Raw genomic sequence first — 18,559 nt, forward strand, 5'->3', positions numbered from 1 at the left:
GGAAAAAGGATCTAAAGGAGGGAATCTCTTGAGCACTGTTGATTTAAAACGCAAAGCGAATCTTATTCGGCAAGACATTATTTCCATGCTGGTGCCCGCAAAGGCGGGACATCCCGGGGGAAGTCTATCGGCTGCCGATATTGTGACAACTCTTTACTTTAAAGAAATGAGAATAAATCCGCAAAACCCGAATTGGGCTGATCGAGATCGTTTTGTTCTTTCCAAAGGACATGCTGCCCCAGTTCTCTATGCTGCTCTTGCTGAAAAAGGCTATTTTCCTAAGGATGAACTTCTGGGCCTGCGACAAACGGGCCGAATGCTCCAAGGACATCCCGATATGAAAAGGACACCTGGTGTCGATATGTCTTCAGGCTCTCTGGGACAAGGCCTTTCCGTGGCTAATGGAATGGCTTTGGCAGGGAAGCTTGATAAGAAAGACTATCAGGTTTATGTATTGCTCGGTGACGGAGAAGTGGCTGAAGGACAGGTTTGGGAAGCGGCGATGGCCGCGGCGCATTATAAACTGGATAATCTTACAGCCATTTTAGATTATAATGGCTTGCAAATTGACGGGCCGACAGACAGTGTTATGTCATCAGCACCTTTAGCAGACAAATGGCGCGCATTTTGTTGGCATGTGATTGAAGTTGATGGGCACGATATTGAGGCTTTAGAAAAGGCCTTTGCTGAAGCGAAACAGGTTAAAGGAAAACCAACAATTCTCATCGCTAAAACAGTAAAGGGCAAGGGGGTTTCCTTTATGGAAAACCAAGTAGGTTGGCACGGCAGCGCACCGAATGCCGAACAAGCCGAACAGGCCCTCAAGGAATTACGAGAGGAGGGACTATCCCTTGGCGAATAAAGTTGCAACACGAGACGCATATGGTAAAGCTCTTCTTATCCTTGGGAAGGAAAATCCTAATGTCGTTGTTTTAGATGCGGATTTGTCGAAGTCGACGAAGACTGCGGAATTTGGCAAGAACTATCCTGAACGTTTCTTTAATATGGGCATCGCTGAAGGGAATTTGTTGGGGACGGCAGCAGGTTTAGCCGCCGCCGGAAAGGTCCCTTTTGCCAGTAGTTTCGCTATTTTTGCTACAGGCAGGGCATTTGAGCAAATTCGTAATTCCATTGCCTATCCGAAATTGAATGTTAAGATTGCGGCAACTCATGCAGGGATCTCTGTCGGTGAAGACGGCGGCTCACATCAAGCCATCGAAGATGTGGCCATTATGCGTGCTCTCCCGAATATGGTGGTTCTGGTACCTGCAGACGGAGAGGAAACTCGCCAGATGGTATTAGCAGCTGCAGAGTACAAAGGCCCAGTTTACATTCGCATGGGACGCTTAGAAGTGCCTGTGCTCTTTGGTGAGGACTATCACTTTGAAATCGGGAAGGCAAAGGTTCTCAAAGAAGGAACCGATGTTGCTATTATGGCCAACGGCCTGATGGTAGCTGTCGCGCTGGAAGCTGCTGAACTATTAGCCGGTGAAGGGATCAGCGTCAGTGTTGTTAATGTTTCTTCAGTAAAACCTATTGATGAAGAGACAATTCTGCGTGTGGCTAAAGAGACGAAAGCTGTTGTAACTGCAGAAGAACACAACATTATCGGCGGTTTGGGCAGTGCCATTGCCGAGGTTTTGGGAGAAAAACTGCCGACACCCATGGTACGGGTCGGTCTCAAAGATACCTTTGGAGAGTCAGGACGTCCTTACGAACTTCTTGAGAAATTTGGATTAGGGAAAGAAGATCTCGTGAAAGCCGTTCGCGAAGCGCTGGCGAAAAAATAAACTTAAATTTATCTGACTATAAATAATCCCGTGGGTAATAAAACTTTGAGTTTTGTTCCCCACGGGATATTTTTTGTATTTATAAAGTTTCTCGACCCTAAGGATCACTTTCATGCTTCCGAAGGTACTTATAAGCGGCAGAAAGGCTGTCTTGAAAGCCTTAAACCTGAGAGCAAGGCAGAGGTTCGCCCACAAGAGTGAACTCATTGTATGGAGAGGCGGTAAAGCCCACGAAGATTGCGTAGGAAAGGAGATTAGACTCAGGCTAGTCATTAGATACCCATGACTTAGAACTCTCTATGGGCATAAAATCTCAACGATAGTCCGGCAGATAGACTAAACATAATAATGTTCAGCGCCGCCAGATAACAGACAATTTGCCAATCTGTTTGAGATTTTATCCACCCGGCAAACTTCAGCAAAGCAACTGAAACCGTTTGCAGAAGCAGGCTATGATCTATTCCAGGGGAATAAGCAAGAAGCCCGGCAGCAAAAGGGATAGAAAAAAAACAAGCAAAGAAAAGAATCATACCAATCATTCGGGAACGAAGATATCCGAATTTGAAGTAAAGAGGAAAATAAATTGAAACAAGGATAATGAGAGCGCTAATAGCACCTAAAAGTCCAGGAATAGTGATTTTCTGAACCTCAAGGGGTATTCCTAAGAACGACACAACGACCTGAGCCAGGAGGTAAGAGAATAAGGCGATAATCCCGTAGAGAAAGGCTGAGAGGTACTTAGCCAGGACTACATCTCTTCGTAAAAGGGGGAGACAAATGACCATAATTTCAGATTTGTTTTTTTCGTCCTGAGCACAAGCTTGGGTGATAAGGCTATAAGCTACACCGACAAAAACAGCGCTTAGTACTCCACTTTTAAGGTTAATAAAAGCAAAAAGAGCAAAAAATCCATAAAAGACTGGAATCCATAAAGCTTTTTTTAAAATGAAGAAATCTTTTTTTATCAGATTAAGGATGGTTAACATGCAGATTCCCCCTTTACGGTATAAATCATGATATCTTCTAAGGTCGGCTTTTCCAAAACGACCCGCTCTTTAAAGCTTTGAGCTAAGCTCCTTTTATCTCTGATCAGTCCCTCAAAACCAAAGTTGTTTGTTTTTAGACCAACAAATAGACGTTTTGTTTCAGGGGTTAGCAGTTCTTGTGCTCCTTTAACAATTCCGTAATTATCTAAAATGTCATCTTTAGGCGAACTTAAAACAATTTGCCCATTGTTTAGAAAGGTCACAAAATCGGCGATCTTATCAAGGTCAGAGGTGATGTGGGTTGAGAAGAAGACCGATTTTCGCTCATCTTGGAGCAGAGCGGCTAGAATTTCCAACAGTTCAGAGCGAACCAGCGGATCAAGGCCTGCCGTTGGTTCATCCATAATTAAGAGTTCTGCTTGATGGGAGAGAGCAACAGCAAGGGAGAACTTCATTTTCATTCCTTTGGACAGCTGCTTGATCTTCTGCTTAGGATTGAGATCAAAGTCCTTTATATAGTGGGCAAAGACCTTAGGATCCCAGTACTTATAAAAAGAAGCAACAATTCTACTCATGTCTCGCAGGGTTAGTTCATCATAGTAGTGGTTTTCATCGAAGACAAAGCCAATTCGCTCTCTAATCTCTCGGGATTGGGTTTGATGATCCAGTCCGAAAACATTAATCTCTCCGCTGTCTTTGCGCAGCAAATTCATAATCAGCTTAAGAGTCGTAGTTTTACCGGAGCCATTAGGACCGATGAATCCCATGACATAGCCGCGGGGCAAATGAAAACTGACCGATTGTAAGGTGAAATCTTTAAAACGTTTTGTTAAATTTCGCACAGAAAGGATAGTATCTGTTGAAGTCACACCGCTTCCTCCTTAGAAAATACAATTTGTGAATTCTTGTGGGCAAGGTTTAGTTGTCTTCATAAAGCAACGTAAACATTTCCAGAAGTTCTTGTTGGCTTAAGCCGGCGATTTTGGCCACGGTAATAGCTTCGGAAACCTTTTCCTCCACAACACGTAAGCGTTTTTCACGTAATAGTTCTTTGTTCTGAGCTGCTACAAAAGAACCTTTGCCAGGGACAGTTTCTATATATCCATCTCTTTCCAAGTCCTCATAGGCTCTCTTAGAAGTAATGACACTAATTTGTAATTCCTTTGCCAGAGAGCGAATGGAAGGGAGCGCTTCGGTTTCGGAGAGTTCTCCATTGAGAATAAGACGTTTTAATTGGTTAACGATTTGTTGGTAGATAGGCTCTGGAGAAGAATTGGAAATAATGATGTTCATAGTCAGGCATTCACTTCCTTCCAAGATAATGCGTTCAGGCAGCTCATACTGTTTATATACAATATATACAGTATAAACAGGATTGTCAAGGGTGCTGTAAGAAAAGTTTAACAAAATCTTGAGATCTAAAAAGAAATTGGCTAAATTTACGAACAGGAAAATCGCGAGGGGTGTCGAATAAATAATAGTTATGGTAAAAGGGCGCGGCTCACGAAAATCAAGGAGGACTGTATGATTCAGTTAAGAAATGTATCCAAGATTTATCCGAATGGTGCCAGAGCCCTCGTCGATGTCAATCTGAAAATTGACAAAGGGGAGTTTGTATTTTTGGTAGGTCCAAGCGGAGCCGGTAAATCGACTCTGATAAAATTGTTCTACCGTGATGAAACTCCAACTCGGGGACAGGTTCAAATCAACGGAAAAAATTTGGTTCGGATGAAAGAAAGGGAAGTTCCCTACCTGCGGCGCAGCATTGGGGTAATCTTTCAAGATTTCAAATTATTGCCTAATAAAACTGTTCAGGAAAATGTAGCCTTTGCCCTTGAGGTAATTGGTGTCTCTAGGAAAGAGGTTCGAACTCGTACCAGCAATATGTTGGAACTTGTTGGACTTGGGGGCAAAGAAAATGCCTTTCCCACTGAATTGTCAGGCGGGGAACAGCAGCGTGTATGTGTGGCACGGGCTATAATTAACAACCCTGCTTTATTAGTGGCGGATGAGCCGACAGGGAATCTTGATCCTGAGACTGCATGGGGGATTATGGACTTGCTTTTTAACATTAATAAACGGGGAACAACGATAGTTATGGCTACTCATGCTCGAGCTATTGTTAATAAAATGCAAAAACGAGTCATTGCTATTGAAAATGGTCGAGTTGCACGTGATGAGGAAATGGGAGGATACGGTTATGACGTTTAATTTCCCTCGCTATATTCTGCGTGAAACCGGTCATTCCATGAAACGAAATCCTTGGCTAAGTATTGCATCCGTTCTGACGGTTATGGTGTCCCTCATTATCTTAGGCTTTTCCGTCTTCTTTTTAGCCAACGCTACCAATGTGGCCCAATCCTTTGAATCTCAGCTTGAAATTGCTGCTTTTGTCAAAGACGATGCGACCGCGGACCAAGTTCAGACTCTTCAGAGTCAAATTCAAGGAATGACGGGAGTTTCTTCTGTGACTATTGTGACCAAGGAACAAGCCCTGGCTAATTTCGGGAAAACTATGGGAGGTTCACAAAGTAATCTTGTCACAGACCTGGGGGGGACCAATCCCTTTCCGGATAAGTTAACGATTAAAGCAGCCAATCCTCAAGATGTTGAAAACCTTGCCGCTGCCATCCAGGCCTTACCGGAAATTGATATTGTACGTTATGGACAAGGATATGTTGATAAGCTTTTGCAATTTACCAAATGGCTGAGGTGGATCGGCTTTGGTGTTGTTGGTGCCTTTACTGTTGCGTCGGTGGTGCTTATTTCTATTAATGTTAAAATGAATGTTTTTTCCAAACGCCGCGAGATTCAGATCATGAAATTAGTGGGAGCAAGTAATGGATTTATACGCTGGCCGTTTCTTATTGAAGGACTGACCTTAGGCCTTCTGGGAGGGGGACTGGCAGCGCTGACTGTCGGAATGGGCTACAATTGGATAACGATGTATGTTCAGTCAACCCTTACCTTTTTACCGGTTGTGAGCAATATTGTCCTCTTTCGTCAAGTATTGGGAGGGCTTTTACTTGCCGGTATGGCTATGGGTGCTGTTGGCAGCGGGGTTTCTTTGCAGAAATTCCTGCATTCCTGATCGAAAATGAGTTGTGTGCTAAGGTTGATGCGTAATAACGCATTCCTTGGCACGTTTTTGAATCTGTGAGTCTCAGGGGGGAGTGTATGTTCAAGAAAAAAGTGAGCCTAATCGTGACACTATGTCTTGTGCTGCTTATGACCTCAAGGGTGTCCTCTCAGGCCAGTGAGCTTAACGACGCAGTAGAACAGCAGCAATCAATCTCCAGTCAAAAGAATCAAGCGCAGAACCAATTACACCAATTGACCTATTCTGCAGATAAATTGAAAGCTCAGCTCGCTCAGTTGGATACTCAAATTTCTGATGCTCAGTCGCTGCTGGCACAAAAGCAGCTTGCTTTTACCCAGGCCCAAACTCAAGTTCAGGCTGCACAGAAAGAATTGGAACAGAAACAACAGGAGTTAGACGATCGCAGAGTCGCCCTCGGGAAACGAGCAAGAGGGATTTATGAGAATGGGCAAATTAGCTATTTTGAACTGCTCTTTCAGTCCGCCAATTTGGGTGATTTTATAACGCGAATGGAATATTTTAATAAATTGATTGCCAATGATCACAAGCTATTAACAGACATTAAGGATCAAAAAGAAAAAATTACTCAAAAGACACAAGAATTACAAAAAAAGAGGGATCAAGCGGCTCAGCTGCAAGTTCAGGCGGCAAAGGCCAAAGAGGATCTTGATGGCAAGAAAGCTCAGCAGCAAGTAGCCTTGGCGGAAAATCAGAAAGCAGTCCAAGCATCTTATGACGAAGTAGAACGCCTGCAAACTGAGGCAAATGCTCTCAATGATAAGATTCGCAAACTCCAGGCGGCTCAAGCCGGAAAAAACAAAGGAGACGGAACTATCTCAACTTGGCCCTTGCCGGGGCATTATGAGATCAGTGATCCTTATGGTTGGCGGACTCATCCTATTACCCACCAGCAAAGCTTACATACAGGGACGGATATAATGGCTCCCATGGGTACCGAGATTCACGCTGCCGGAAGCGGGGTAGTTATCATGGCCGGTTGGAATGTTGCCTATGGCAACATGGTCATCATCGATCATGGCCACGGGATTTCCTCACTTTATGGACACCAATCAAAACTGAATGTTACCGAAGGGCAAACCGTGGAAGCGAATCAAGTGATTGGCTACGTTGGTTCCACTGGCTGGAGCACTGGTCCGCATTTGCATTTTGAGGTAAGAGTTAGTGGGAACCCAACGGATCCACTGCAATTTTTTTCCCACTAAGGGATAAGCAGTATTTCTGCAAGGGGATAAGCATATAATAGAGCAAGACTTGAGGAAAGGGTTTGACTTTGAGTGCAGGAGTGGAATTGGAAAAGAATATTAAAACCTATTGGCGTTGTCTTACTTATTGTTTGTGTGCTGGTAACCGCCACCGTAGGCGGAATTGTGATCGCCAACGTCGATAATATCGGGCGTTTGGTTCATGTTGCACAACTTATTCACAGCGATTATCTCGAGAATGTTTCGAATGCCCAATTAGTTGAGGGAGCTACGAAAGGAATTGTTGACATTTTAGGGGATCCCTACTCAACCTATATGAATGCTCAGGAGAACCAGGAATTGTTTCAGGCCCTCGAGGGTAAGTTTGGTGGCGTGGGGATTGTATTAAGTCTCAAGGATCCCAAAAAACTTGTAGTTTTGCGCCCTATCAAAAATTCTCCAGCAAGTAAAGCGGGAATTCTGCCTGGCGATGTTGTGAATAAAATTAATAACACCGATACAACGGGAATGGACCAGGATAAAGCCGTGAACTTGATGCGCGGTGACCCCGGAACAAACGTCGTCTTGGGCTTATATCGGGCGAGCACAAACAAAAATTATACGGTGAGCTTGACGAGGGAAGATATTACAGTCCCCACCGTCGATGGGGAAGCCTTACCTGGGCATCCCGATATGGCTTATATTAATATCACCCAGTTTGCCTCAGATACCGGTGATGAATTGAAAGACACATTAAACACGATGAATATTAAAAAATACAAAGGAATAATCTTGGATCTGAGATATAATCATGGCGGTGAGCTTAATGCCGCAGTTCAGGTGGCGAGTTATTTTGTTCCCTCGGGTCCTGTGGTGTATATAGTCGATAAACAAGGGAACGTGGATACTAAAATGGCTGCCGGGACGTATTTAGGGATGCCCTTAGTCGTCCTTGTCAATGAAGAGAGTGCTTCAGCTGCGGAGATTGTCTCCGGTGCCATTAAAGATGATAAAACTGGAACGTTAGTAGGCGTGAAAACGTTCGGCAAAGGGATTGTCCAAACAATTTTCCCTCTTGATGCGGGGACGAGCGTTAAACTAACGACAGCGAAATATCTTACTCCTAAAAAGATCTCCATCCATAAAATTGGAATTGAGCCCGATGTGAAGGCAGAACTGAGTAAAGGCCAGCAAGCCACTCTTTCGCCGACGGATACTAATTTTGACCCTCAGCTTTTAAAAGCGGTTCAAACGTTACAAGGAAAATTAAAGTGAACTCAGGACCCACCCCCACTTATAGAAGTGGGGGTCTTAAAAACTGATAAAATAAAACTAAACTAAACGAGGCTGCAGCAAACCGGCATGTTTGCGCAGCCTCGTTTTTTTATCAATGAATTCACCCCCGCAGTTGCAATTGCATAGACTAGGCTGATATAAAAAAACAACGGGGGTTGGTTGAGGATGGGACATAAAACAGGGGTGAGGCATTACTTTGGTGAAGGAATAACGACACGAGGGTATATTTCCCTGCTGCCCAATATGATGCCTAATTGGCAAAGAGTCTATGTACTATTAGGGGGGCCCGGAACAGGTAAATCGACCCTGATTAAAGTAATTGGCTTGGAATTATTAGATCGGGGATACGAGATTGATTTTATGCGTTCAGCTCGAGACCCTGATTCCATGGCAGGTTTTATTGTGCCGCGTCTGGGACTGGTGATGCTGGATATGATGGAAATCTCACCGCTGCGCTGGCGTGCGCCGGGAGTAGTGGAAACATTTATAGATTTCAATCATTTTTGCGATGAGCAAAAGCTTGAGAAGCAGCGGGTACATATTCTAAAGCTTGAAACCCAACTCCAGCTGCTTCAACAGAGCGTCGAAGAGGAATTGGCAGTTGAATTAAGTTCTTTAATCGGGAGAAGTACAGCAAGAAAGCACAAAGGTGAAGATATGTCTTGGATTTTAGGCAATTCCGCTCGCCTGAAGGTTAAGAAAGAAAATACCGGTCCTTGGCCACTGGCAGAGAATGCTGTGAAACTACTGCAAAAGAGCAGTATTAATCCATATTTTTTACATGGCTTGACGACAGAAGGCTGGCTTAACCTTGCACCTTATTTTCTCATGGACTTCGATCAGATATGTCTTGAAGGAGACGAAACGTTAGATGCCTTAGATTGGGTTTTAAGCGAAGCCCAGCAGCTTGGACAATTAATTGAGATTGTCTTACATCCTCTTAATCCAGATGAAGTCATAGGAATTGTATTTCCGGAACGTCATTTAGCTATTTGGCAAGGTAATCCGGATAACTTATCCGACCAGGGATTAGAACAGCCTTTTGGGGAAAAACTTATTGAAACGTTAGCGGCTTGGCAAACCCACAGATCACGGCTCAAAGCCTACTATACCGAAACTGTAGATTTTGAAAGGCTCGATGGTTACAGGGAAACCATACTCAATAACATTTTGGGAGACCTGAAATTAATGGGGGATTTAAAGCGGGTCTGACTGTCTAACCAAAAATAGAAGGATCAACAAGGTACTCGCCAACTTCTGCAATAAGACGTTCTAGATCTTTTTCCTTGAGGTTAAAGCGGTCTAGGATTTCTTGCTGCAGGGGGTTGAAGAAGCTGTCCACACCCCCGCCGGTACCGAGTAAGCTCGCCAGGCCATTGGCAATATGGATGACTGATGCTAAATCCATGTAGTTTTGGGCCTTTAAGGGAGAATGATGAAAGGAGATTCCTTCCACGAGATCTTCCGGCAGGTTCCAGTTGATGGCTAAGTATCCGCCGACTGTTGCATGGTCATAGCCAATAACTTTTTCTTCAAGTTCAACATAAGAAAGGGCGGCTTCTTGAACTTTCTTAAGCAAAACGGTATTAACTTCCTGAATATAGATGGAAATAACTAATTTCCCAATGTCATGAAGCAACCCGGTAGTAAAGGCAACTTCAGTAAAAGGAAGTTTTAAATATTGACACAATCGTTTTGCCGCCATAGCTGTGAGCATGGAATGTTTCCAGAGACCTTCTTGTTCAATTTCGTAGCCGATGAGACCGGTTTTAAGCATCGGGGCTACGGCAGAGGCCATGGCCAATCCTTGTATTGACTGAAAGCCTAACATAACAATGGCTTCTTGCAATGAGGAGATACGGCGGGCGTAGCCGTAGTAGGCAGAGTTGGCCTGTTTTAGCATTCCGGCAGCAAGAGCGGGGTCTTGCCCGATAACAGCTTCTAGTTCTTTTACCGTAGTTGAAGGATTTTTTGTTAAGGTAACGATTTGTACGGCAGCAGTTGGCAGAGGAGGAAGTGCATTAACACGATTAAGAATGTGTTCCAATTTGACAGGCAATTTCAGCCCTCCTTTAAAATAGTGAACGTTATATAAATTAAGGAACAGCTATATGTCGCATAAACAAGCGATTGGGCAAACTGCATTATTTTAGATGACAAGGGAAGACTAACGACAAAATTAGGAGTTCGAAAGGAGCGTTTCCATGACAAAAAGAAAACGAACCCTAGTTAGTTTTTTTAGTTTTTGTTTATGTCTTAGTTTAACCACAAGTGGCTGTGGTCTTCAAGCCCTTTTAGGCAACAAAAATAAAACTTCTTCAGCCGGCACATCGAAAACTTCTACTATAGCAGTTTCGTTAAATGCTAATGATCCTAATAAATTACTGATTACAAAAGGTATTGATGATTTGGCAAAGAAAGAGGACGTTAAAGTCAAATATCTTGATTCCAGTACATCCGGAGACGATTCTGCCTTAAATGGGGCTAAAGTATTAATCTATCAGGCAGGGAACGCCAGTCTTCTAAAAAATGCTCAGACAGATAAAGTATCGGTCCTAGCTCTTAGTCAAGTACCTGCTGGCATTAATCTCACTGGAATAGTAACGCCGGATCAAGAAAAAACGGGTGAACTTATGGCCCAATCCCTAGTAAGCAAAGTTTCAGAGGGACAAGTCATCATTTTGCAGGGTGATCCCAGCGAGACAGGTTCACAAGAACTTCTGGCCGGAAATAAATCGGTGCTCAGCAAGTATCCCAAAATATCTCTGCAAACGTTTGCCAGTCCCCCGGGATCGGAATCAACAGCGAAGCAAAGTCTGACGGATTATATGCAAAAAAATCCTGGCAAAGTTCAGGCTGTTTTGGCCCATACAGCAAAATTGGGGGAGGTTGCCAGCGATGCTTTAAAACAATTGCAATTGGATAAAAAGGTTTTACTGATCGGAGGACAGGCAACTATCCCTTCTCTGGAACGGATGGCGGGAGGAAGTCAGATAAGCGATGTGGATACCAACCCCTATCTCCAAGGCGCTAACGCCTTTCAGTGGGCTCAAAAAATTCTTAACAAGGAGTCTCTTGATATCAGTGATTCTATTACCAGTGAGCAAGGAGAAATTCCTGCCAAGATAGTTCAGGTTAAAACGGTGACTCCAGAAAATCTGGCTGTTATTCAAAAGAGTTATGTGAAAACAATGCAGAGTGCAGAACAAGATCAAAAACAGCAGACTGCTAAAGCAAAACCACAGAGCCAGAGCAAAACACAGGGAGACAGTAAGAATCAAGGAGGCAGTCAAGACCAGGGAGGAGATCAGCAAGGGTCTGGCGGCAGCGATAATCAAGGACAAAATAAAGGAAATGTTCCTCCAGGGGTTAAAAAAGTTACGGAAACAGTTAAGACGGAAACTACACGAGAGTATTTAGATGGACAGGGAAAAGTTATAGGGACTGAAAAAACAACGAACGAACAAGTAAAAACAGTGCCTCCGGAAATGTTGCAGCAAGAACAAAAAGCTCAATCCTCACAAAGTTCGTCGCAAGCCCAGGGAGATCAGTCATCTCAAGATAAAGGCAGCAGTGGAGGCGGCGGAGACAGCGGAAGCTGACATAAAACATACACAAAAAATGAGCTAGGGAGAAGCTATTGTTTAGCTCCCCTTTTAGTAGACAGTTTGAAAATAAGAAACTATTTACTAAAAGGAGGAGCTTTTATCATTGTGCAGCGGAAGACTCCCATCCTCTATAGGTAGTGAGATGAATGCTGTCTCAAAATATTACCAGAACACCAGTTCCAAATTTGTTCCCCGTGTAGTAAAATAAGGGTATCACTGTTGGAAGGGGGGGCGTAAGGATTAGGAATAATAAGGATCTTTTGGTGGTTTAAGCTACGGAGGGCTGAATTGTTGAATATACGTTCCCTTAGAGGTAAAATAAACTTAGAAAAATTATAATTATATGCGTTTTCTTATGTTAAGTACTACCTTACCTATTTCGTAAGTAAGAATTATCTTACTGTAATTATCTTGCTTTTATAAAGGGGATCGAAGGATGGAATTTCGTTTGCATGCTCCATACCAATCTTCGGGGGATCAACCCCAAGCCGTCGATTCTTTGGCAGCCGGCGTGAAGGAAGGACGGCGTTTCCAAACGTTGCTTGGGGTCACAGGCTCGGGTAAGACCTTTACTATGGCAAACATTATCACGAAAGTCCAAAGGCCGACCCTCGTTCTGGCCCATAATAAAACACTGGCGGCTCAGCTCTACAGTGAATTCAAAGAGTATTTTCCCGAAAATGCCGTAGAGTATTTTGTAAGTTACTACGATTATTATCAGCCGGAGGCCTACGTTCCCTCCAGCGATACCTTCATTGAGAAGGATGCTTCAATTAACGACGAGATCGAAAAATTGCGGCACTCCGCTACTGCCGCTCTTTTCGAGCGGCGGGATGTTCTGGTTGTTGCCAGCGTTTCCTGTATTTATGGCTTGGGTTCACCTGAGGAGTATCGTGACCTGGTGCTTTCTTTGCGACAGGGACAAGTTATTGATCGCAATGATATTCTACGCAAATTGATTTCGATTCAATATGATCGCAATGACATTGCTTTTACTCGGGGAACCTTCCGTGTGCGCGGTGACGTTGTAGAAATTTACCCGGCATCATCTAGTGAAAAAGTTCTTCGGGTTGAGATGTTCGGTGATGAAATTGAACACATTTACGAAATCAATGTGTTAACGGGGGAGATTTTGGGGGAAAGAAACCATGTCGCAATTTTCCCTAATTCACACTATGTAACGGCTCAAGAAAAAGTCATGAAGGCTGCAGAGAATATTGAACTCGAATTAGCTGACCGTCTGCAGGTTTTGCAATCTCAAAATAAACTCCTGGAGGCTCAACGGCTTGAACAGAGAACACGGTATGATTTGGAAATGCTCAGAGAAATGGGCTTTTGCAACGGGATTGAAAATTACTCCCGGCATTTAACGTTCCGTGAACCGGGAGAGACGCCTTATACTTTACTCCACTATTTTCCGGAAGATTTCTTGCTTTTTATCGATGAATCTCATGTTTCAGTTCCCCAAGTGAGAGGAATGTACGAAGGAGACCGCTCACGAAAGACAACGCTCGTAGATTTTGGCTTTAGACTTCCCTCTGCTTTAGATAACCGTCCCTTAACCTTTGCTGAGTTCGAAAAGAAAATTAACCAAACGATCTTTGTCAGCGCCACACCGGGTTCTTATGAACTGGCTCACTGCCCGACAGTCGTTGAACAAATTATCCGTCCAACGGGTCTCCTTGATCCGGAGGTGGTGGTCCGTCCGACGCAAGGACAGATTGACGATTTATTGGGAGAAATCCGCGAACGAATTGCTCGCAGCGAAAGAGTCCTAATTACCACGCTGACCAAAAAGATGGCTGAAGATCTGACCGATTATTTAAAAAACCTGGAAATAAAGGTAAAATATCTTCATTCTGATATTAAGACCTTAGAACGTGTTGAAATTCTGCGCGAGCTGCGCTTGGGTATGATTGACGTTGTCGTTGGTATCAATCTCCTGAGAGAAGGACTGGATCTGCCTGAGGTTTCTCTGGTGGCCATTCTTGATGCTGACAAAGAAGGTTTCCTTAGATCTGATCGCTCACTGATCCAGACCATAGGCCGTGCCGCGCGCAATGCTCAAGGAAAGGTCATCATGTACGGAGATAAGATAACTCAATCGATGCAAGTGGCTCTCGATGAGACAAATCGACGTCGGGCAATTCAAATGGCTTATAATAAGAAGATGGGGATTATCCCGCAAACGATTCGCAAGATAGTTCATGATGCGCCGGAAGCAACAAAAGTGGCTGAAACAAAAAAAGCCTACGGCTCACAGCTTCCGCCTGAAGAGCTGGCTGCTCTTACTGCAAACTTAGAGCAGGAAATGCGTCTCGCTGCTCAAAATTTAGATTTTGAACGAGCCGCAGAAATTCGTGATGCTTTGATAGAATTAAAAGGTGAAGAGAATAAGTTTAAAATGACAAGCCAGCAGCGTGGAAGCGGAAGCCGTTACAACCGAGCTAAAAGTAATCATAAAAAGAGTAAGAAAACAAGTTAGACAAGGGAGTGGATCTCTTGCCCTGTAGATACAATTTAGGAGGCTAATCATGAGCCAGGAATACTTGCGTGTGCGTGGAGCACGCGCTCATAATTTGAAGAATATTAATATTGATATCCCTCGGGACAAACTGGTCGTAATTACCGGCTTGTCTGGTTCCGGAAAATCATCACTGGCTTTTGATACGATCTATGCTGAAGGCCAGCGGAGATATGTTGAATCCCTTTCTGCCTATGCACGGCAATTTTTAGGGCAAATGGACAAGCCGGATGTTGATTCCATCGAGGGACTTTCTCCGGCAATTTCCATCGATCAGAAAACAACGAATCGAAATCCCCGTTCAACAGTAGGAACGGCAACGGAAGTTTCGGATTATTTGCGTTTGTTATATGCTCGCATAGGTCACCCTCACTGTCCAAAATGCGGACGTGAAATTTCACAGCAAACTGTTCAACAAATGGTTGATCAGATTTTGGGGTTGCCGGAGCGTACAAAACTTCAAGTTTTGGCTCCTTTGGTCAAAGGGAAAAAAGGAGAACATCTTAAAGTTTTCGAAGAGGCCCGCAAGGCCGGATATGTGCGAGTCCGAGTTGATGGTGAAATTCATGATTTGAGTGAAGAGATTAAACTAGTTAAAAACAAAAAACATTCGATTGAAGTTGTGATTGACAGAATAATCCTCAAGCCCGAGAGTGCTGAACGCTTGGCAGATTCTTTAGAGACGGCACTTAAGCTTGGAGAAGGAAATGTTATTATCGATGTCACAGAGGGTGACGAACTGCTGTTTAGTGAAAATTTTGCCTGTCCTGACTGCGGTATTGCACTGGAGGAAATTTCTCCCCGGCTTTTTTCGTTTAACAGTCCTTATGGAGCCTGTCCCACATGTACGGGTTTAGGTGCAAATCTCATCGTAGATATTGACTTGATTATTCCGGACCGTTCTAAATCCTTGTCCGAAGGCGCTATAGCTCCCTGGGCTAAATCGACCTCGACTTACTATCCCAAGATGATGGAGGCCGCAGCCCAAAACCTGGGCTTTAGGATGGATACTCCACTGCAGAAACTCTCTGAAAAGCAATGGCAGGGTTTGCTCTATGGTACAGAAACACCTATTAGCTTTCAATACCACAATATTTTTGATCAGTTAAAAACCTATCATTCAAACTTCGAAGGGTTAATCCCATTGTTTGAGCGGCGTTATCGGGAGTCTACCTCCGACATGGTACGTACCGAAATTGAAAGTTATATGACAGAACGCCCTTGTCCTGACTGTCATGGAAAGCGCTTAAAACCTGAAGCCCTGGCAGTAAAAGTGGGCGGTATTTCCATTGATGATTTATCCCGCCTTTCCATTACGGAGGCCATTGAGTTTATTAATCATTTGACACTAACATCGAAAGAAGAAACGATCGCTTATCAAATTTTGAAGGAAATCAGAGAGAGATTGGGCTTCCTAATCAATGTAGGATTAGACTATCTTACCATGGCCCGTTCCGCAGGTACGCTCTCCGGGGGAGAAGCTCAGCGAATTCGCCTTGCCACCCAAATTGGGTCGAGCCTTACGGGTGTACTATATGTGTTGGATGAACCAAGTATTGGTCTTCATCAACGGGACAATGCCCGACTGCTTTCCACCCTAAAACGCTTAAGGGACTTAGGAAATACGTTAATTGTTGTCGAACACGATGAAGACACAATGATTGAAGCCGACCATATTATTGACATTGGGCCAGGGGCCGGGGCCCACGGTGGTTATGTTGTGGCTGAAGGAACAATTCAACAAATAATGGCCAATAAGAAGTCGGTAACGGGCCAGTATTTGAGCGGGGAAAAACAAATCCCCGTACCTGAGAAACGGAGAGAAACCAATGGCAAATGGTTGGAAGTATCCGGGGCTCGGGAAAACAATCTGAAAAATATTGAAGCACGGATCCCTTTAGGGCTTTTGACTTGCGTTACCGGGGTTTCCGGTTCAGGAAAGAGCACTTTGGTTAATGAGATCATTTATAAAGGCCTGGCTGCAAAGCTTAACGGAGCTCGGCAGCGCCCCGGTGCTTTCGAGAGCTTGGCAGGATTGGAGTACCTGGATAAGATTATTGATATTGACCAATCGCCTATCGGACGAACCCCCCGTTCCAATCCGGCGACGTATACAGGCGTTTTTGATTTGATACGCGAACTATTCTCCTTGACTCCTGAAGCTAAGATGAGAGGTTATAAACCTGGACGGTTTAGCTTTAACGTTAAAGGCGGGCGCTGTGAAGCTTGTCACGGAGATGGAATTATTAAAATTGAGATGCATTTTCTTCCTGACGTTTACGTTCCTTGTGAAGTTTGTGAAGGAAAGCGATACAATCGGGAAACTCTTGAAGTTCGCTATAAAGGGAAAAGCATTTCTCAAGTTTTGGACATGACCGTAGATGAAGCTGTAGAGTTTTTTCAAGCTGTTCCTAAAATAGCGAGGAAACTTCAAACCCTTCAGGACGTCGGACTTGGGTATATCCATCTAGGACAGCCTGCGACAACCTTATCCGGGGGAGAAGCTCAACGCATTAAACTGGCTACGGAACTAAGCCGGCGCAGTACGGGAAAAACCATCTATATTCTTGATGAACCTACCACCGGATTGCACATGGCAGATATTGACAAACTTCTCCAAGTCCTGCACCGTTTAGTGGACGTCGGAGATACTGTACTCATTATTGAGCACAATCTCGACGTGATAAAAACTGCCGATTGGCTTATCGACCTTGGACCTGAAGGAGGAGATAAAGGTGGCGAGGTTGTTATCACAGGCACGCCTGAGGATGTGGCCGCTTTTCCTTCATCATATACAGGACAATATCTTGGACGTTTTCTTTCTCAAACGCATGCGGAAGAATTGGGTAAGATTATTAATTCTTAATAGAGATTTTTAATCTTTATCCAGTTTTTAAGCCCCGATGTTCAGCTTTAGGGTAAGCGAGTTCACTTGTTAGGGTGTTAAGTCCTCATGCACAGGGACTATTATTTAAAGGAATGTGGGGAATAAGTAATGAAAATGACGATGAAGACAGTTCGCGAAACTGCCCGTGAAAAACTTAAAGGATATTGCCGGATTTGTCCTGAATGCAATGGCAAAGCCTGTGTCGGCGAAGTTCCGGGGATGGGCGGTGCCGGTACCGGTGCTTCCTTTAAGAATAACGTCGAAGCCCTGGCTGCCTATCGGATAAATTTAAGGACACTCCATGGGGTCAAAAATCCCAATACAAAGCTGGAGCTTTTTGGACAAGAATTGGCTGCCCCGATCATTGCTGCCCCCATAACAGGCAATAAGTTCAATATGGGCGGAGCCTTGAACGAAGAGGAATGGGCGGAGGCTATTCTTCGAGGTTGTCAGGCCGAGGGATCTTTGGGAACGACTGGTGACGGCCCGGACGTTGCTCTATATAATAGTGGTGTGGATCAAATCGCTAAATTTCAAGGACGTGGTATACCTTTCACAAAACCCAGAGAGCCTGAGGAAGTCATTAAATGTCTTAAGCGTGCTGAGGAAGCGAACGTTGTTGCCGTTGGCATGGATGTTGATGCTGCAGGTTTGATTACGATGCCCGTGGGCCCTAAGCCGCTGGATGATCTGAAATTGATTATATCCAGTACGAAGCTGCCGGTGATCCTTAAGGGAATTATGACTGTTGATGAAGCCGAATTGGCAATTGAAGCCGGTGCGGCGGGAATCGTTGTTTCTAATCACGGCGGACGAATGATTGATCATACTCCGGGAACGGCTGAGACTCTGCCGGAAATTGCGGCAGCTGTCGATGGACGAATTGCGGTCCTCGTTGACGGGGGAATCCGGTCAGGGGTTGATGTCTTAAAGATGCTGGCTCTTGGAGCGGATGCAGTCCTCATTGGACGTCCTCTTGTCATTGCTGCCTATGGCGGAGGCGCTGAGGGAGTAGCCTTAGCTGTGCGCAGGATGACGAATGAATTAAAGCAAGCTATGATCTTGACAGGATGCACTTCTCTGGATGATATCACTATGGATGTTATATTTTAAAACAGGAAAACTAGCATAGCAGAATGCACGGGGGCCTTCCATTAATATAATGA

Annotated in this window: 15 protein-coding genes; 11 read left to right on the forward strand and 4 right to left on the reverse strand. The window is 44.3% G+C overall.

Features of this window, described 5'->3' with window-relative positions; all coding sequences use genetic code 11:
* The first annotated feature begins 28 nt into the window (after nucleotides 1–28).
* Nucleotides 29–862, forward strand: coding sequence for a transketolase (locus ACPUYX_RS09640; RefSeq protein ID WP_088227155.1), 834 nt, complete (start codon nucleotides 29–31; stop codon nucleotides 860–862).
* Complete coding sequence (locus ACPUYX_RS09645) at nucleotides 852–1,790, forward strand: transketolase family protein (protein WP_426379449.1); 939 nt, start codon at nucleotides 852–854, stop codon at nucleotides 1,788–1,790. The genes ACPUYX_RS09640 and ACPUYX_RS09645 overlap by 11 nt, the downstream gene beginning before the upstream one ends.
* A gap of 287 nt (nucleotides 1,791–2,077) precedes the next feature.
* Here ACPUYX_RS09645 and ACPUYX_RS09650 read toward each other — a convergent pair whose 3' ends face one another.
* From ACPUYX_RS09650 to ACPUYX_RS09660, 3 genes are read right to left on the reverse strand one after another with little or no spacing between them, the layout of a single operon-like run.
* Nucleotides 2,078–2,776, reverse strand: a complete 699-nt coding sequence (locus tag ACPUYX_RS09650; RefSeq protein ID WP_426379450.1) for an ABC-2 transporter permease — start codon at nucleotides 2,774–2,776, stop codon at nucleotides 2,078–2,080.
* Entirely contained in the window at nucleotides 2,770–3,645 is an 876-nt protein-coding gene (locus ACPUYX_RS09655; RefSeq protein ID WP_426379451.1) for an ATP-binding cassette domain-containing protein, read from the reverse strand. Before ACPUYX_RS09655 ends, ACPUYX_RS09650 begins: the two co-directional genes overlap by 7 nt.
* A gap of 49 nt (nucleotides 3,646–3,694) precedes the next feature.
* Nucleotides 3,695–4,069: a GntR family transcriptional regulator gene (locus ACPUYX_RS09660; RefSeq protein ID WP_426379452.1), complete on the reverse strand. Its 375-nt coding sequence runs from the start codon at nucleotides 4,067–4,069 to the stop codon at nucleotides 3,695–3,697.
* A 231-nt stretch (nucleotides 4,070–4,300) separates the two neighbouring features.
* On the opposite strand from ACPUYX_RS09660, the gene ftsE reads away from it, so the two are divergent.
* From ftsE to ACPUYX_RS09685, 5 genes are all read left to right on the forward strand, one after another.
* On the forward strand, nucleotides 4,301–4,987 hold the full coding sequence (gene ftsE, locus ACPUYX_RS09665; protein WP_426379453.1) for a cell division ATP-binding protein FtsE: 687 nt from the start codon (nucleotides 4,301–4,303) through the stop codon (nucleotides 4,985–4,987).
* Complete coding sequence (gene ftsX / locus ACPUYX_RS09670; protein ID WP_426379454.1) at nucleotides 4,977–5,867, forward strand: permease-like cell division protein FtsX; 891 nt, start codon at nucleotides 4,977–4,979, stop codon at nucleotides 5,865–5,867. The genes ftsE and ftsX overlap by 11 nt, the downstream gene beginning before the upstream one ends.
* An 86-nt stretch (nucleotides 5,868–5,953) precedes the next feature.
* Nucleotides 5,954–7,099, forward strand: a complete 1,146-nt coding sequence (locus ACPUYX_RS09675; RefSeq protein WP_426379455.1) for a murein hydrolase activator EnvC family protein — start codon at nucleotides 5,954–5,956, stop codon at nucleotides 7,097–7,099.
* A gap of 72 nt (nucleotides 7,100–7,171) precedes the next feature.
* On the forward strand, nucleotides 7,172–8,353 hold the full coding sequence (locus tag ACPUYX_RS09680) for a S41 family peptidase (protein WP_426379456.1): 1,182 nt from the start codon (nucleotides 7,172–7,174) through the stop codon (nucleotides 8,351–8,353).
* 186 nt (nucleotides 8,354–8,539) lie between these two features.
* Nucleotides 8,540–9,586 carry a hypothetical protein gene (locus ACPUYX_RS09685; RefSeq protein WP_426379457.1) on the forward strand — a complete coding sequence of 349 codons (1,047 nt, stop codon included), beginning with the start codon at nucleotides 8,540–8,542 and terminating at the stop codon, nucleotides 9,584–9,586.
* Nucleotides 9,587–9,590: 4 nt separating this feature from the next.
* Here ACPUYX_RS09685 and ACPUYX_RS09690 read toward each other — a convergent pair whose 3' ends face one another.
* Nucleotides 9,591–10,433, reverse strand: coding sequence for an HDOD domain-containing protein (locus ACPUYX_RS09690; protein ID WP_426379458.1), 843 nt, complete (start codon nucleotides 10,431–10,433; stop codon nucleotides 9,591–9,593).
* Nucleotides 10,434–10,578: 145 nt separating this feature from the next.
* Here ACPUYX_RS09690 and ACPUYX_RS09695 point away from each other — a divergent pair, with 145 nt between their 5' ends.
* The 4 genes from ACPUYX_RS09695 (at nucleotide 10,579) to ACPUYX_RS09710 (ending at nucleotide 18,506) form a co-directional block, all read left to right on the forward strand.
* Nucleotides 10,579–11,976, forward strand: a complete 1,398-nt coding sequence (locus tag ACPUYX_RS09695; protein WP_426379459.1) for a sugar ABC transporter substrate-binding protein — start codon at nucleotides 10,579–10,581, stop codon at nucleotides 11,974–11,976.
* Between the two features lie 442 nt (nucleotides 11,977–12,418).
* Nucleotides 12,419–14,467, forward strand: a complete 2,049-nt coding sequence (gene uvrB / locus ACPUYX_RS09700; protein ID WP_426379460.1) for an excinuclease ABC subunit UvrB — start codon at nucleotides 12,419–12,421, stop codon at nucleotides 14,465–14,467.
* A 49-nt stretch (nucleotides 14,468–14,516) separates the two neighbouring features.
* Nucleotides 14,517–17,372, forward strand: coding sequence for an excinuclease ABC subunit UvrA (gene uvrA / locus ACPUYX_RS09705; RefSeq protein ID WP_426379461.1), 2,856 nt, complete (start codon nucleotides 14,517–14,519; stop codon nucleotides 17,370–17,372).
* A 135-nt stretch (nucleotides 17,373–17,507) separates the two neighbouring features.
* Nucleotides 17,508–18,506, forward strand: coding sequence for an alpha-hydroxy-acid oxidizing protein (locus tag ACPUYX_RS09710; RefSeq protein WP_426379612.1), 999 nt, complete (start codon nucleotides 17,508–17,510; stop codon nucleotides 18,504–18,506).
* Nucleotides 18,507–18,559: the final 53 nt, after the last annotated feature.

The sequence above is a fragment of the Desulfosporosinus sp. SYSU MS00001 genome (assembly GCF_049943955.1).
Classification (GTDB): Bacteria; Bacillota; Desulfitobacteriia; order Desulfitobacteriales; family Desulfitobacteriaceae; genus Desulfosporosinus.

Excerpts from the sequence above, each read along its gene's own strand:
- uvrB (WP_426379460.1), top strand. The coding sequence starts at position 12,419 with ATGGAATTTCGTTTGCATGCTCCATACCAATCTTCGGGGGATCAACCC.
- ACPUYX_RS09695 (WP_426379459.1), top strand. The coding sequence starts at position 10,579 with ATGACAAAAAGAAAACGAACCCTAGTTAGTTTTTTTAGTTTTTGTTTA.
- ftsE (WP_426379453.1), top strand. The coding sequence starts at position 4,301 with ATGATTCAGTTAAGAAATGTATCCAAGATTTATCCGAATGGTGCCAGA.
- uvrA (WP_426379461.1), top strand. The coding sequence starts at position 14,517 with ATGAGCCAGGAATACTTGCGTGTGCGTGGAGCACGCGCTCATAATTTG.
- ACPUYX_RS09710 (WP_426379612.1), top strand. The coding sequence starts at position 17,508 with ATGACGATGAAGACAGTTCGCGAAACTGCCCGTGAAAAACTTAAAGGA.
- ftsX (WP_426379454.1), top strand. The coding sequence starts at position 4,977 with ATGACGTTTAATTTCCCTCGCTATATTCTGCGTGAAACCGGTCATTCC.
- ACPUYX_RS09685 (WP_426379457.1), top strand. The coding sequence starts at position 8,540 with ATGGGACATAAAACAGGGGTGAGGCATTACTTTGGTGAAGGAATAACG.
- ACPUYX_RS09660 (WP_426379452.1), bottom strand. The coding sequence starts at position 4,069 with ATGAACATCATTATTTCCAATTCTTCTCCAGAGCCTATCTACCAACAA.
- ACPUYX_RS09675 (WP_426379455.1), top strand. The coding sequence starts at position 5,954 with ATGTTCAAGAAAAAAGTGAGCCTAATCGTGACACTATGTCTTGTGCTG.
- ACPUYX_RS09650 (WP_426379450.1), bottom strand. The coding sequence starts at position 2,776 with ATGTTAACCATCCTTAATCTGATAAAAAAAGATTTCTTCATTTTAAAA.